This window comes from Croceicoccus pelagius, assembly GCF_001661915.1.
Taxonomy (GTDB): Bacteria; Pseudomonadota; Alphaproteobacteria; order Sphingomonadales; family Sphingomonadaceae; genus Croceicoccus; species Croceicoccus pelagius.
The window spans coordinates 217,144-230,739 of the sequence record NZ_LYWY01000006.1 but is presented as its reverse complement, the minus strand read 5'-3'; the positions used below and the strand labels follow the sequence as shown (position 1 = coordinate 230,739).

Annotated in this window: 15 protein-coding genes; 4 read left to right on the top strand and 11 right to left on the bottom strand. The window is 63.8% G+C overall.

What is annotated here, in order from left to right:
• Window position 1: 1 nt before the first annotated feature.
• From A9D15_RS01445 to A9D15_RS01435, 3 genes are all read right to left on the bottom strand, one after another.
• Entirely contained in the window at window positions 2–769 is a 768-nt protein-coding gene (locus A9D15_RS01445; protein WP_066761068.1) for a thioredoxin domain-containing protein, read from the bottom strand.
• 113 nt (window positions 770–882) lie between these two features.
• On the bottom strand, window positions 883–1,545 hold the full coding sequence (locus tag A9D15_RS01440) for a DsbA family protein (RefSeq protein WP_066761065.1): 663 nt from the start codon (window positions 1,543–1,545) through the stop codon (window positions 883–885).
• 22 nt (window positions 1,546–1,567) lie between these two features.
• Window positions 1,568–2,110 (bottom strand): DUF721 domain-containing protein, encoded by a 543-nt coding sequence (locus A9D15_RS01435; RefSeq protein ID WP_066761064.1) that lies wholly within the window; start codon window positions 2,108–2,110, stop codon window positions 1,568–1,570.
• Between the two features lie 30 nt (window positions 2,111–2,140).
• Here A9D15_RS01435 and A9D15_RS01430 point away from each other — a divergent pair, with 30 nt between their 5' ends.
• Window positions 2,141–3,184, top strand: a complete 1,044-nt coding sequence (locus tag A9D15_RS01430; RefSeq protein ID WP_066761063.1) for an A/G-specific adenine glycosylase — start codon at window positions 2,141–2,143, stop codon at window positions 3,182–3,184.
• A 56-nt stretch (window positions 3,185–3,240) separates the two neighbouring features.
• On the top strand, window positions 3,241–4,137 hold the full coding sequence (nudC, locus tag A9D15_RS01425) for an NAD(+) diphosphatase (RefSeq protein WP_244881962.1): 897 nt from the start codon (window positions 3,241–3,243) through the stop codon (window positions 4,135–4,137).
• Here the strand turns inward: nudC and A9D15_RS01420 are convergent.
• Together A9D15_RS01420 and mgtE are read right to left on the bottom strand one after the other, a co-directional pair.
• Complete coding sequence (locus tag A9D15_RS01420; protein WP_066761061.1) at window positions 4,134–4,535, bottom strand: DUF1489 family protein; 402 nt, start codon at window positions 4,533–4,535, stop codon at window positions 4,134–4,136. The two genes, nudC and A9D15_RS01420, sit on opposite strands and share 4 nt — an antisense overlap.
• Before the next feature lie 24 nt (window positions 4,536–4,559).
• Window positions 4,560–6,014 (bottom strand): magnesium transporter, encoded by a 1,455-nt coding sequence (gene mgtE / locus A9D15_RS01415; protein WP_066761060.1) that lies wholly within the window; start codon window positions 6,012–6,014, stop codon window positions 4,560–4,562.
• Between the two features lie 297 nt (window positions 6,015–6,311).
• Between mgtE and A9D15_RS01410 the strand changes: the two genes are divergently transcribed.
• On the top strand, window positions 6,312–6,776 hold the full coding sequence (locus A9D15_RS01410) for a peptidylprolyl isomerase (protein WP_066761059.1): 465 nt from the start codon (window positions 6,312–6,314) through the stop codon (window positions 6,774–6,776).
• A gap of 20 nt (window positions 6,777–6,796) precedes the next feature.
• On the top strand, window positions 6,797–7,693 hold the full coding sequence (locus A9D15_RS01405; RefSeq protein WP_066761058.1) for a Tle-like phospholipase domain-containing protein: 897 nt from the start codon (window positions 6,797–6,799) through the stop codon (window positions 7,691–7,693).
• Here A9D15_RS01405 and A9D15_RS01400 read toward each other — a convergent pair whose 3' ends face one another.
• From A9D15_RS01400 to miaB, 6 genes are all read right to left on the bottom strand, one after another.
• Window positions 7,694–8,578 carry a LysR substrate-binding domain-containing protein gene (locus tag A9D15_RS01400; RefSeq protein ID WP_066761057.1) on the bottom strand — a complete coding sequence of 295 codons (885 nt, stop codon included), beginning with the start codon at window positions 8,576–8,578 and terminating at the stop codon, window positions 7,694–7,696.
• Window positions 8,578–9,528 carry a hemolysin family protein gene (locus A9D15_RS01395; protein WP_066761055.1) on the bottom strand — a complete coding sequence of 317 codons (951 nt, stop codon included), beginning with the start codon at window positions 9,526–9,528 and terminating at the stop codon, window positions 8,578–8,580. Before A9D15_RS01395 ends, A9D15_RS01400 begins: the two co-directional genes overlap by 1 nt.
• A gap of 36 nt (window positions 9,529–9,564) precedes the next feature.
• On the bottom strand, window positions 9,565–10,074 hold the full coding sequence (gene ybeY / locus A9D15_RS01390; RefSeq protein ID WP_066761051.1) for an rRNA maturation RNase YbeY: 510 nt from the start codon (window positions 10,072–10,074) through the stop codon (window positions 9,565–9,567).
• A gap of 13 nt (window positions 10,075–10,087) precedes the next feature.
• The gene (locus tag A9D15_RS01385; RefSeq protein ID WP_082924175.1) at window positions 10,088–11,047 is read right to left on the bottom strand and encodes a PhoH family protein; all 960 of its coding nucleotides are present in this window, start codon (window positions 11,045–11,047) and stop codon (window positions 10,088–10,090) included.
• A 241-nt stretch (window positions 11,048–11,288) separates the two neighbouring features.
• Window positions 11,289–12,182 carry an META domain-containing protein gene (locus tag A9D15_RS01380; protein ID WP_066761045.1) on the bottom strand — a complete coding sequence of 298 codons (894 nt, stop codon included), beginning with the start codon at window positions 12,180–12,182 and terminating at the stop codon, window positions 11,289–11,291.
• Between the two features lie 58 nt (window positions 12,183–12,240).
• Window positions 12,241–13,569 (bottom strand): tRNA (N6-isopentenyl adenosine(37)-C2)-methylthiotransferase MiaB, encoded by a 1,329-nt coding sequence (gene miaB / locus A9D15_RS01375; protein WP_066761043.1) that lies wholly within the window; start codon window positions 13,567–13,569, stop codon window positions 12,241–12,243.
• Between the last annotated feature and the right edge of the window lie 27 nt (window positions 13,570–13,596).

Below are 13,596 nucleotides of genomic sequence, written 5' to 3'. Positions count from 1 at the left end.
ATTACCGCGCGCCGGCCCGCTGCAGGGCGGCTTCGACCTCCGGCCAGGTCAGGCCGTCGATCTTGGTATTGTTGATGAGAAAGGTCGGCGTACCCGTGATGTTGTACTGGGTGCTGGCCTCGTTAGTGGCGTTGGCAAGCGCCTCTGCCTCTGCGCCCTTCGACAGGCAGTCTTTGCCCTGGTCGATGCTGACGCCGCGGGCGGCGAAGAATTCGGTGAGGCCGGTGATTTGCCCAAGGTTTACGAAACGCTGGTCCGACGGTGCGCTGACGGCCTGCTGATAGGCGCCTTCGCCCGCGTCGCGCATCGCGTCGAAGAACTGCTGCTGGTTCTCGAAGACCTGTCCCGTAAGGGCGAAGTAGCTTTCGGGCGCCGAGCAGCGCGACAGCATGGCGCCAGTGATGTCGATCGGATCGCGCACGAAATTGCGGAATTCAAAGCTGACGCGCCCGGTGTTGACGTAGTCGGCGATCAGCTCACGTTCTGCGCTTTCGTAGAATTCGGCGCAGTGCGGGCAGGTGAGAGAGGCGAACTCGACCAGTTTGATCGCCGCATCGGGATTGCCCATCAGGTAGCCGCCCTGTTCGGTCTTGGTGATGACTTCGGACCACTGCTGCCCTTCGGGAGCGGCGACGGCTTCCACCGGCTCGCCCGCCGGGCCGCTGCCCGCGGTTGCTGCCGTGTCATCCTCGGCCCCGCAGGCGGAGAGCGCAAGCGCCAGTGGCGCGGTCATCAGGGCAAGGGCGAGGCGGTGCAAAAGGCGGTTCATGACGACGTATTGGCTCCTGTAAAGAGGGAGGCTAGCCCAGCGAACGGGCAAATCGGGAGAGTTGCGACAGTGTTTTGCACAGTCATGACGGTTCGTCGCCTGTCAAAGACAGGTTACAGCTTGAGGTCGAGCTGGAATTTCAGGCTCTGCCAGTCACTTGTGCCCGCCAAAAGGACATCGTCGATCGCAAAGCTGGGCGTGCCGCGAACGCCGAGTTCCGAATAACCCTTGGTCTTTTCGGCCAGCGTCGTGGCAAGCGCGTCGTTCGCAAGGCACTTGTCGACCTCGGCGCGCTGATATCCGAGCGTGCGCATCATGTCGTAGAAGCCTGCATCCTGCGCGATGGCGCGGCGGCGCGAAACGTAAGTGCCGCTGTTGTAGCGGTTCTGCTGGGCCTGCGTCGCCTTTACCAGCTTGCCCAGCCATGTGCGCTGTTCGCGCATGAAGAACGAGTGGTTGCGGTTGAACTTCGTGGGCGATCCGCAGTTTGTCAGCATCGCGGCGGTTAGATCGAACGGATCGCGAACGAGATGGCGCACCTCGATCTTCAGCTTGTCGGTGGAGGCATAGACGCTGCGCAGGACTTCGCCGCCCTCCTGCTCGAAATGGGCGCAGTGGGGGCAGGTATAGCTGACATATTCGGTCAGCTTGGTCGCGCCCTTGCCAATGACGTGAACGCCCGGTTCGGGGTTGGCAACGGACTGCGCCATCACGGGCGAGGCGATCATCGCAATCACCAGCGCAATTGCGCCTGCAAGGCGGGTTATGGCCGACATTACCTGAATAATTCCCCGTTGATTACTTGCCGTTCTGGTTGCCCATCGAACGCGCCAGCGATTCCAGCACCGTCCGAAGTTCCGGATCGCCAATGTCGCGCAGCGAATTGCCAAGCTCCATCGGGATCGGTTTCAGCGAAGGGGGTGCCTTCGGCTTCTCTTCAGCATGGGCTGGCTTAACCTGCCCTTGCCGCATCCGCACTTTGGCCACCGCGCGATAGCCGAAAAAGCGGTTCACCCGTTCGATAATCTCGGGGATCACGTGCTGGATCAGAGGGGCATGGGCGGGCATGACGACGAGGTTCAAGGTGCCTTCCGATTTCTCGCCCGCGGGAAAGCGGATCGATTCGGGGGCGGAGACCTTGGCGTGGTGCGGGCCGACGATTTCGGGCCAGCGGGTGACAACGCTTGACTGCACGAAGCCGAAACGGCGGAAAGCCGTGCGGCCGACCTGCGGCATGAGGTCCGAAATCGCTTTCGCCTCTCCTCCGCGCGGCCTTTCGTAAGGCTTCGGCCTGGGCGTTTTGCCCTTCTTCGCCGGCTTCTTGTCGTCGTCGCTTTTCATCCTGTGCGGTGCCATGCCATAGGCTGCCTCGTGAAAGCCAGCGACAAGATCGACGATGCGTGTGCGCGCTTGCTCGCGTGGTATGACGGACACGCCCGGACCCTGCCGTGGCGCGTGCCGCCGGGAAGCGGGGAGGTGCCCGATCCCTACCGCGTCTGGCTGTCCGAAGTGATGTTGCAGCAGACGACCGTCGCGGCGGTAAAGGACTATTTCGCGAAGTTCACGGCGATCTGGCCGACCGTGCACGATCTTGCTGCGGCAGACGACGCCGACGTCCTGTCGGCATGGGCGGGGCTGGGTTATTATGCGCGGGCTCGCAACCTGATCGCCTGCGCCCGCGAAGTCGCGGGGCGGGGCGGGGTCTTTCCCGATAGCGAAGAAGGCTTGCGCGAGCTGCCGGGGGTGGGCGCCTATACGTCGGCGGCCATCGCCGCGATTGCGTTCGGCAGGCGGGCCGTGGTGGTCGATGCCAATGTCGAACGGGTTATCGCGCGGCTGTTCACGATCACCGATCCGCTACCGGGATCGAAGGAAGTGATCCGCGCAGCCGCCGATTCGATCACGCCCGACGAGCGCGCAGGCGATTTCGCGCAGGCCATGATGGACCTTGGCGCAACGATCTGCACGTCGCGCGATCCAAAGTGTCTGCTTTGCCCGCTTTCGGACATGTGTACGGCAAGGAAGGCGGGCATCGCGGCGCAGTTGCCGCACAAGACGCCGAAAAAGGCCCGGCCCCTGCGGACCGGAACCGCATTCTGGATAGAGAGCGACGGTCATGTCCTGCTGGTGAAGCGCGACGGCAAGGGCATGCTCGCAGGAATGCGCGCTTTGCCCGACGACGGGTGGAGTGCAAAGACCAGCGGAGACGGCACGCCACCATTGTTTGCCGACTGGACCGAAGTCGAGGGCATGGTGGGCCACGGCTTCACGCACTTCCTGCTTGAACTGTCGGTCCAGCGCTGCGAACTGACCGGGCGCGAGGCGGAAGGAGAGTGGTGGCCCATCGATCGCATCGGCGAGGCGGGGATGCCGACGCTGTTCGCCAAGGCGGCGAAGCTGGTTTTGGGGACCTGATCGTTACGCGCGTTGCGTAGCGCCCGTTGCACCCGTAAGCCCGTCGCATCAGGGAGATGATGAACTTGTCACAAACCGGCCAGCCGACTGCACTTTTCGAACTCGATCGCGCCGATCATGTGCGCGCCGATCCCGATGCCCTGTCCGAATTGATGGGCATGCGGGCACGGCTGATGAAGCTGCATGGGCTGACGCCTGAACTGGACGACAACGGCTGTATCAAGTGGGGCTCGCTCACCGAGGCAGATCCCGATGCGGAGCTGGTGTTCCTCGGGCTCGACGGCGACCGCGGCTGTTTCGCCGCCGTTCCGAAACGTCCGGTGCAGGTCCAACGCGGCGAATTCATGGCCACGATCACGCGCCTGCATGACCGGCAGTTCGGCATCTATGCCGGCGCACGCAGCTTGGTTGACTGGCACGCACGCCACCGGTTCTGCGCGCAGTGCGGCGCGCATACGACAATCGGCAAGGGCGGATGGCAACGCAACTGCGTCAATCCCGACTGCGGAGCGAGCCACTTTCCGCGTACCGATCCGGTGACGATCATGACCATCGAACGGCGCGAGGAGGACGGCAGCCGCCGCCTCCTGCTCGGGCGCGGGCTGGGCTGGCCGGGAAATCTCTACTCCGCGCTGGCGGGCTTCGTCGAACCGGGCGAAACGATCGAGGAAGCGGTGCGGCGCGAAGTCATGGAAGAGGCGGGCATTCCGGTCGCGCAAGTGCGTTACCTTGCCAGTCAGGCCTGGCCGATGCCCTCGCAGCTTATGCTCGGCTGTACCGGCGTGACGTTCCATGAACACATCGTTGTCGACCGCACCGAACTGGAAGACGCGCGCTGGTTCAGCGAAGAACAGGTGCGCGAGGTCATGTCGGGCCGTCCGGGGCTGTTCGAAGCGCCGCCGCGCTATGCCATTGCCCACAAGCTGCTCCGCATGTGGCTGGAAAAGGTCTAGACCAGCCCCAGTTTCGACAGCTTTCCCAAAAGCCGGCTGGGCAGGACATCGCCGCTGTCCTCGCCCTCTGGCAGGTCGGGCGGGGCGTCCGCATCTTTCAGATAGCGCCAGCCCTGGTGCGCGCGTTTCGGGCGGCTTTGCACGCGGATCAGGCGCGGTTCGAGGTTGATGAACCAGCGGCCGTTGTCCTGCTGCTCAAACCCCATTATCGGGCTGCGCGCGACGATGGCGTGTTCGTGGATCCAGAACAGCGATCCGCCTTCCATCTCGTCCACCCGCTTGGGGCAGTAGCGCGTGTTGACGGCAAGGCGCGGCCGGTTCTCGAACCACTTTTCGATATCGGCATAGCTTTTCGCGCCGAAAGCGATCTTGGTAAGGTGAAGCGGCCCATCGGTCATGACAGGCCATATGGGGACTGATCGCTAGCTGACCAGTCCGGATGCCACGGCAAGGCCGAGGAAGGCGAAGAAGCCCATCGAATCGGTGATCATCGTGACGAAGACCGAGGACGCGACCGCCGGATCCTGGTCCAGCCGGTCGAACAGCACCGGCACGGCAACACCTGCAAGCCCTGCGGTGATGATGTTGATGACGACCGCGAGCGCGATGACGATGCCCAGCATCGGCTGAAAGATTAGCGCCGTCGCCCCGCCGATAAGGGCCGCAACGGTAACACCGTTGAGCATCGCCACGCGCATCTCGCGCCACAGGACGCGCACGGTGTTCGATTGGGTCAACTGGTTCATCGCCAGCGCGCGGACCGAAACGGCCATCGTCTGCGTGCCCGCATTGCCGCCGATGGAGGCGACGACCGGCATCAGCACCGCGAGCGCAACCAGTTTTTCGATCGCCGCACCGAAGGCCGCGATGATCAGCGAGGCGATCAGCGCCGTACCAAGGTTTGCGATCAGCCAGCGCACACGCTCGTGATAGGATTCGCGGATCGGCTGGTTGATGTCGCCTTCGCCCGCACCGCTCATCAACAGGGCGTCCTCGCTGGCCTCTTCCTGAATGATGTGGACGATGTCGTCGGCCGTGATTTGACCGATCAGCCGGCCCGAGGCATCCACGACGGCAGCGGAGATAAGCGCGTATTTCTGGAAGCGGAGGGCGACTTCTTCCTGGTCCAGCGTCGCCGGGATCAGGGTCTGGTCGCGCTTCATCACGTCCGAAATCGGAATGTTGCGCGGTGTGCGCAGGATCCACGAAAGCTGGCAGGTGCCGACGGGACGATGTGCGGGGTCGACGACGAAGACTTCCCAGAACTCGGTCGTCAGGTCCCCGTTGTCGCGCAAGTAGTCGATCAGGTCACCGACCGTGATGTGTTCGGGCACCGCGACCAGGTCGCGTTGCATGAGACGGCCTGCGGATTCTTCCGGGAAGGAGAGCGCATCCTCGATCGCGGCGCGGTCTTCGGGGCCGAGCTCGGCAAGGACGGCGCGCTGTTCTTCGTCGTCCAGATCCTCGATCAGCGCGACGGCGTCGTCTGTTTCGAGCTGCTCGGCGATCTGCGCGACGGCATCGGGCGAAAGCGCCTCGAACAGTTCGTCGCGGACGTGTTCGTTAAGCTCGGTGATGACCTCGCCGGTCATCAGTTCGGCTATCGCCTTGCCGAGGTCGGGACGTTCCTCTGCCGGGACAAGCTCGAACAAGTCGGCGATGTCGGCGGGGTGTAGCGGTTCGACAAGGTCATAGACGCGCCCGTCGTCGCCTTCTTCGACCGCATCGCGGACCGCCTCGACGAACTCGTGCGTCAGGCGGTCGTCTTCGTCGAGGTGTTCGATCTCGGGTTCCGTCTCTGCCGTGTCGGGGCCGGCGGCGGAGACGATGTCCTCCTCGCGGTCCTTTTCCAGCAGGGTCGGATCCTTGCCGTCCATGTTGCCCCTTATGGTTGGCGATGCGGAGAAGGGGCGCGGCCCCTTGCAGATGTAACTACGTTGCTGCGCTGCAAAAGCAACTGCGAAGGCCGATTGTTCCCCGCCTGCCGGTTCGGGGCCGGTCCGGGGCCGGATCGGGCGCGTCTGGGGACAGTTTGTGGACAACCCTGTGGGTAGGTCTGGGGAGCGATCCGGCAAAGGGCGGGGATGACTTTGCGCGGGCAATGCCTATATCCCGGCCACTGCCAGGAAGCGCCGGGCCATACCCGTCGCACATTTATGACTTAGGGAGCACCCATGTCCGACGAAAAACTCACCCTCTCCATCGACACCGGCGACGGCGCTGCCAAGGACGTTGTGATCAAGCTGCTTCCCGACATCGCGCCCGGCCACGTCGCCCGCATCAAGGAACTGGCCGGCGAAGGTTTCTACGACGGTGTGAAGTTCCACCGCGTGATCCCCGGCTTCATGGCTCAGGGCGGCTGCCCCAACGGCACCGGCATGGGCGGTTCGGACAAGCCCGACCTTCAGGCCGAATTCAACGACCATCCGCACACCCGCGGCGTGTGTTCGATGGCGCGCACCAGCGCACCGCACAGTGCGAACTCGCAGTTCTTCATCTGCTTTGACGATGCGCGTTTCCTCGACCGTCAGTACACGGTCTGGGGCGAGGTCGAGAGCGGCATGGACGTGATCGATGCACTGCCCAAGGGCGAGCCGCCGGCAAACCCGGGCAAGATCGTCAAGGCGACCGTCGCCTGATCGAACTGCCGACAAGGGGCATGGCCGCGTTGCCGCAAAGGCTGCGCGGCCGCCTCGCATTTCTGTTTCTATTGCTGTGCCTGCCTGCGCTGGGCGGGTGCAGTTATACCGTCACCCGGCTGGGGCAGGATTGCTCCGGACCGGGCGGTTACTGCCCGCAGACGCGCGAAGTCGCGGGCAAGACCTGGCGCTATGCCCAGCTGGCCCAGAACGTCTATTGGGAAAACGGGCTGACCAGCACAAAGCCCGATGACGAACTCTACGTCCTTCCCGAAGATCTGAAGGAACGCTTCGCTTCGGTCGATGACAAGGTGGGCTTTGCCTACAGCGTGTTCGACCGGTTCGAGGGCGATCACCTGAAGGAAGTCGTACTGGTCTATCGCGGGACCGAGGGGCCCAAGGACTGGTATTACGGCACGCTTCTGGGCCAGCAGGCGCCACGCGGCCTCAGCATCTACCGGCAGGTCCGACATGGACTGGATGAGGCGGGGTATGCCGACATCCCGGTATCATTGACCGGCCATTCGCTTGGCGGGCGCATTGCCGATCACGTTTTGAAAAAGGTCGAGCGTGAGGACGGTGCCTTGCCCGAAACGCTCCACAGCTACCTGTTCAATCCAAACGCGGGCGGCTGGGCGCTGGAAAAAGGCCTCGACGGCAAGACCGTCCACACCTCTGTCTCCGAGACTGCCGACGTCGCCGGATGGGTGCGCTTTGCCGCCAATGACGGGCGCTGGGACGGCTATGTCATAGACTGCCAGTCGACGATCGACCCGGTCGCCAGCCATTTCATGCGGCGGCTGGCCGACTGCCTGACGTGGATCGCCGCGCTTGACAGCGAGGCGGCTAGAAAGTCGGTCATCAGCAATGAGATCGACCCGCCGGTAACGGCAGGAATCGAGAACAAAGCGCTCTGATCAAAGCTGGGCGTTCACCAGCCAGTCGTGGAAGATGCGCACCGGTCGGCTTTCCAGCGCGCGCGGCTTGCACACGAACCAGTAGCTGTAGGGGCTTTTCACCTCGATATCGTAGAGCGTGGCAAGCCTGTCGTCGTTCGATCGGGCGAGGTGGTCGCCATGCAGGATCGCGATGCCGAGCCCTTGCGCCGCCGCTTCCATCAGGAGCGGTCCGCTGTCGAAACTGTCGACCATGAGTTCGTGACGACTGTTGAGACCGACGGCTTTCTTCCAGGCCTCGAAGCTCAACTGCATCTCGGAATGGACGAGAAAGTTCTGCTCGGCCAGCCGCTCGGGATCGGGAAAGCTGCCCAATTGCTCAACCAGAGCTTTTGAAGCGATCGCGTGGACGCGGTTCTGATCGAGCCTAACGTGATGCAGCTTCGGATCGGGCTCGTCCGCCAGCGTGATTGCCGCATCCAGCGTGTCGCCCAGTTTCGGGATCGGGTGGCCCGAGGAATCGATGTCGATGTGCAAACTCGGGTAGAGGCTGCGCAGTTCAGGCAAACGCGGGACCAGTCGTTGGCTGCCGAATAGCGGCATGACCCCAAGTCGCAGGCGCATGATCTTGCTGTCGGCCATCTGCTGACCGATCCTCTCCGCCAATTCGTCCAGCGTTGGCGCAATAGCGTTGAACATCGCTTCGCCATCGTCGGTCAGCGTCATCGCCTGATGCTTGCGATGGAACAGCTTGCGGCCCGTGAAATCCTCAAGCGCGGTGACGCGGCGGGACAGGGCCGACGGGCTGATCGCAAGCTCCTCCGCCGCGGCCTTGGCAGAACCGAGGCGGGCGATGCGGACGAAGGCCTCCAGCGAGCGGAGGGGAGGGAGCCGCTTGGGGACCATTAGGCCGCTTCTTCCTCTTCCGCCTCTTCGGCGGCGACCGGCGGATGGAGGCGCAGGCGTTCGACATGGCGTTCGTTGCCCGCGATCACTTCGAGCTTCCAGCCGCTGTCATGGTCCATGATTTCGCCCACGACGGGGACTTTTTCGGCCAGCACGAAGGCCAGCCCGCCCAGCGTGTCGACCGCTTCCTCGACTTCGGCGAGGCGCGGGTCGACGCGGCGGGCGACTTCCTCAAGCTCGGTACGGGCGTCCGCATCCCACATGCCGTCGTCGATCGGGACCAGAAGCTGGACCGGCGCGTCGTCGTGTTCGTCCTCGATCTCGCCGACGATTTCCTCGACCAGATCCTCGATCGTGATGATGCCGTCGGTGCCCGAATATTCGTCGACTACGATGGCAAGATGCACGCAGCGCGCCCGCATGTCGGCCAGCACGTCCAGCGCGCCGCGCGCTTGCGGCACGTAAAGCGGCTGGCGCATCAGCTTGGTCCAGTCGGACGGGGGTTCCTTCCTGTTCGCCAGGAAGGGGAAAACGTCCTTGATGTGCATCATCCCGATCACGTGATCGAGAGATTCGGAATAGACCGGCATGCGCGAATGGCCATGTTCGGAGAACGTCGCGACCAGCTCGTCCCAGCTTGCGCTGCGATCGATGGCGATGATCTCGCCGCGCGGGATGGCGACGTCGTCGGCATCGTGTTCGCTGAAGTGGAGGAGATTGCGGAGCATCTGACGCTCCAGCATGGTGAGGTCGCCGACGATGCCCTGCGGGCCGTCGCGCTCTTCCTCTTCCTCGTGTTCGTCGATGGCTTCCTCGATCTGGGCGCGAAGCGACTGGTCGCCCTCATGCCCGTCGAAGAAGGTGCGGATTTTATCCCACAGGAATCGCTTTTCGCCCCGTCGGTCAGGCTCCGGGTTGCGAGCGTCTTCTGATCTATCGCCGTCCGACATCGTCGGGCCTCATGGTCCTTTCAACCTGCGGGCTTGTCAAACCGGGTCGCGGTCCCCGTAAGGATCCGCGATGCCGAGACGGGCGAGAATGCGAATTTCCATCGCTTCCATCGCCTCGGCGTCCTCGGTGCTCGTCTCGTGGTCGTAACCGGCAAGATGAAGCAACCCGTGGACAAGCAAATGGGTCGCATGCTTCGCAAGTGCAACAGATTTCTCATCCGCCTCGCGCGCGCAGACGCCGTAGGCGAGGATGATATCGCCCAGCATGACCGGCGCGCCGGGGCTGTTCCGGGCGGCCAGAAGCTCCTCCCGGCTCAACATCGGGAAGCTCAAGACGTTGGTCGGCTTGTCTTTTGCGCGCCACTGGCGGTTGAGGTCGTGGACTTCCTCGTCATCGGCAAAGACGACGCTGACCAGAATTTCGGAGCGCGCGAGTTCGGGCACTTCGGCCGCGACGGCTTCTGCCGCTTCGGCTGAAAGTTCATCCCAATCGGTCGAGTCGCCCCAGACGGGGTCGATGTCGAGTTCCAGTACGGGCGCAGTCATCGCGGGAAAGTCATCAGGAAGGCGGTTTTTCCGCATTCGGACCTTCGTAGGCATCGACGATCCGCCCGACGAGCGGGTGGCGAACCACGTCCGCGGCGGTAAAGCGCGAAACCGCAATGCCCTCGATGCCCTCGAGCCGGCGAACCGCATCGGCAAGGCCCGAGTGCATGACGCCGCCCGGAATATCGACCTGGTTCGGGTCTCCGCACACCACCATCCGGCTGTTCTGGCCGAAACGGGTGAGGAACATCTTCATCTGCGCAGCCGTGGTGTTCTGCGCTTCGTCGAGAATGACGAAGGCATCGCCCAGCGTACGGCCGCGCATGAAGGCGATCGGCGCGATCTCGATCTCGCCGCTGGCGATGCGACGTTCGACCTGTTCTGCGGGCAGACAGTCGTAGAGCGCGTCATAAAGCGGGCGAAGGTAGGGATCGACCTTGTCCTTCATGTCGCCGGGCAGAAAGCCGATCCGCTCACCCGCCTCGACAGCAGGGCGCGAAAGGATGAGGCGCTGCACGCTGCCGGTGATGAGCTGCGCCACGGCCTGCGCCACGGCAAGATAGGTCTTGCCGGTACCTGCCGGCCCGAGGGCGAAGGTCACCTCGTTGCTGGTCAAGGCCTGCATGTAGTCGATCTGCGCGGCGGAGCGCGGCACGATCGTCTTCTTGCGGGTGCGGATCATGATCGGCGGGCGTTTGTCGTCGCCGGTGATGATGCCTTCGAGCGTGGGCTCGCTGCTCATCGCGATTAGCGATTCGACGGCGCCCTGATCAAGCTCGAAACCCTGTTTCAGCCGGGTGTGCATTCCCGAAAGCACCTCTCTGGCGCGGGCCACCGCTTCTTCCGATCCTTCGATCTGGATGCGGTTGCCGCGGGCCGAGATATAGACGCCGAGGCGGTTCTCTATCTGGACGAGGTTGGCATCGAACTGGCCGAAAAGAGTCCCGAGAACCTCGGGATTTTCGAATTCCATTTCGGTGCGGGCCCGTGTGGGGGCCGAATTGCCGGGGAGGCCTGCCGATGGGCTGCCTGCCGGGGCGGAAGTCTGTACGCGCGCCTGCTTGCGGCTCACACGATGTTCCCCACGAATGCTCCTTCGTTCCTGCCGACCGGGCAACGGCCCGGGGCGACTCGGGTATGTGTTGAAGATAGGATACCTCGGGCCGGTGGCAAGGTGTGCAAATGCACTATGCCCCATGCAGATTTCGCCCTGGCTAAACGGTGGGCTCTGCCGCCGCGTGCGCGCAGCCGCTGGGGTCGGGATAGCACTGCTGACCCTGGATGATCGTATCGCCGTCGCTCAGCATCAGTTCGCCGTTTGGCCCGCGCGCGATGGTGGGTGATCCCTTGAAGAATGTTTCCAGCGCGCGCCGCGCGGTCGGGCGGTGGGTTTCGCACTGCGATGCCTCGACCTTGCCGGTGCGCATCCGGCCATCATCGACCCGAGCCTGTCCACTTACCGCGCCCGGACAATCTAGCCAGATCGAGAACGTACCGCCCTTGAACGAGAGTACCGGCGGATGCGTCCCGCCCTCTGCGGTCATCAGGCGGAAGGGCCCGGCCTCCAGCGGCGGGGCGGGCGGTTCGTTGTAGCGTTTGTCGATCTGCGACAGGGTCAGCCTGCGGCCTTCGACAGCGAGTTGAAGCTTGCCCTCGGAATTGCTTCCGATGAGCGGGCGCCCGCCCAGCACTTGCGCCATGGCCGGATCGGGAGTGCTGTCGGGGCAGGCGATCTGCGTTGCGACCGTCCGGCCAGCGGCAAAGCTGGTCCGGCTGCGCACGTAGAGCCCTTCGTGGTAGTTGCAGCCCTGCCAGTGGAGCATTGACTGCGTAAAGTGGACGGTGGCCAGATCGGAATAGCGTTCGGCCAGCGGCTCACCGTCGATGGCAATCACCAGCCAGCTCGTCCCTGCAAGGTCGAAGGCGATGGGGGCGAAGCCTTCGTCGAGCAGGCCACCGCCTTGCGGAGCCACCGGTACCGGCGTCGGCGTCGCCGTGACGGTCGGGCTGGGCGCAGGGACGGGTGTTTCCGCCTCGCCTGAATTGCAGGCGGCAGCCGCGAGAACGGCGACAATCGCGATGTATTTCAGGGATTTGGGTCGGGACATTACCCGACCATCATCGCACAATTGCCGGTCCTTGCAAGGCGGGTAACCACCTATTTCACTATGCGCGCGCCGAAAGAGAGTTGGGACCGGCCTCGAGCAGTTCGACCTCGACCAGATCGCCGACCTTATAGTCGCCGGTAAAGTGCGCGGACTGCAGCCACGGCGTCTTGCCCAGCCACTGGCCTTCGCGGCGGCCCTGACGTTCGACGAGTACCTGACAGGTCTTGCCGACGCTCGCCTTGTTGAAGGCGAACTGGTCGCGGGTGATCGCGGCCTGAAGGCGCTGCAACCGCTCATCCATCACTTCGACCGCGACCTGATCTTCCATCGTCGCGGCAGGGGTGCCGGGGCGGGGCGAGTACTTGAAGCTGAAGGCAGCGGCATAGCGGATCGTGGCCACCATCTGCATCGTCGCTTCGAAGTCGGCATCGGTCTCGCCAGGGAAGCCGACGATGAAGTCGCCGCTGATCGCGATGTCGGGGCGGGCCTCGCGCACGCGCTCGATCAGGCGGATGTAGCTTTCGGCGGTGTGGCTGCGGTTCATCGCGGCAAGGATCGGGTCGCTACCGGCCTGCACGGGCAAGTGCAGGTAAGGCATCAGCTTGTCCACTTCGCCATGCGCCGCAATCAGGGCGTCGGTCATGTCGTTGGGGTGGCTGGTGGTGTAACGGATGCGCGCCAGATCGGGCAGCTTGGCCAGTTCGCGGATCAGTCCGTCGAGGCCGATGTCGCCGCCCTTCGCATCTTCGCCGGTCCATGCATTCACATTCTGGCCCAGCAGGGTTAGTTCGCGCGCGCCCTGTTCGACCAGTTTCTGCGCTTCTTTGATCAGATCGCTGAACGGACGCGATATTTCCGCACCGCGGGTATAGGGCACGACGCAGTAAGTGCAGAACTTGTCGCAGCCCTCCTGTACCGTCAGGAACGCGCTCGGCGCACGCTTGCGGCGTGCGGGGAGGGCGCCGAACTTCGCCTCTGCGGGCATGTCGGTATCGGTCACGCGCTCGCCCGCGCTGGCCTTTTCGATCATTTCGGGCAGGCGGTGATAGGCCTGCGGGCCGACGACCATGCGGACGTCCTTGGCGCGTTTCATGATCTCTTCGCCTTCGGCCTGCGCGACGCAACCGGCGACCGCGATCAGCGGGCTGGAGCCGTCGTCCCGGCCCCAATCCTTCACGATCCGGCCAATATCGGAATAGACCTTCTCTGCCGCCTTTTCGCGGATGTGGCAGGTGTTGAGCACGACGAGATCGGCGTCTTCGCCTTCGACTGCCGCTTCCATGCCCTGCGCGCCCAGAAGTTCGGCCATGCGCTCGCCGTCATAGACGTTCATCTGGCAGCCGAAGCTTTTAACGCGGAAACTTTTGGGGGTGGAGACCTTGTTCATGGGGCGCCCTTACGCGCTTTCGGCGCG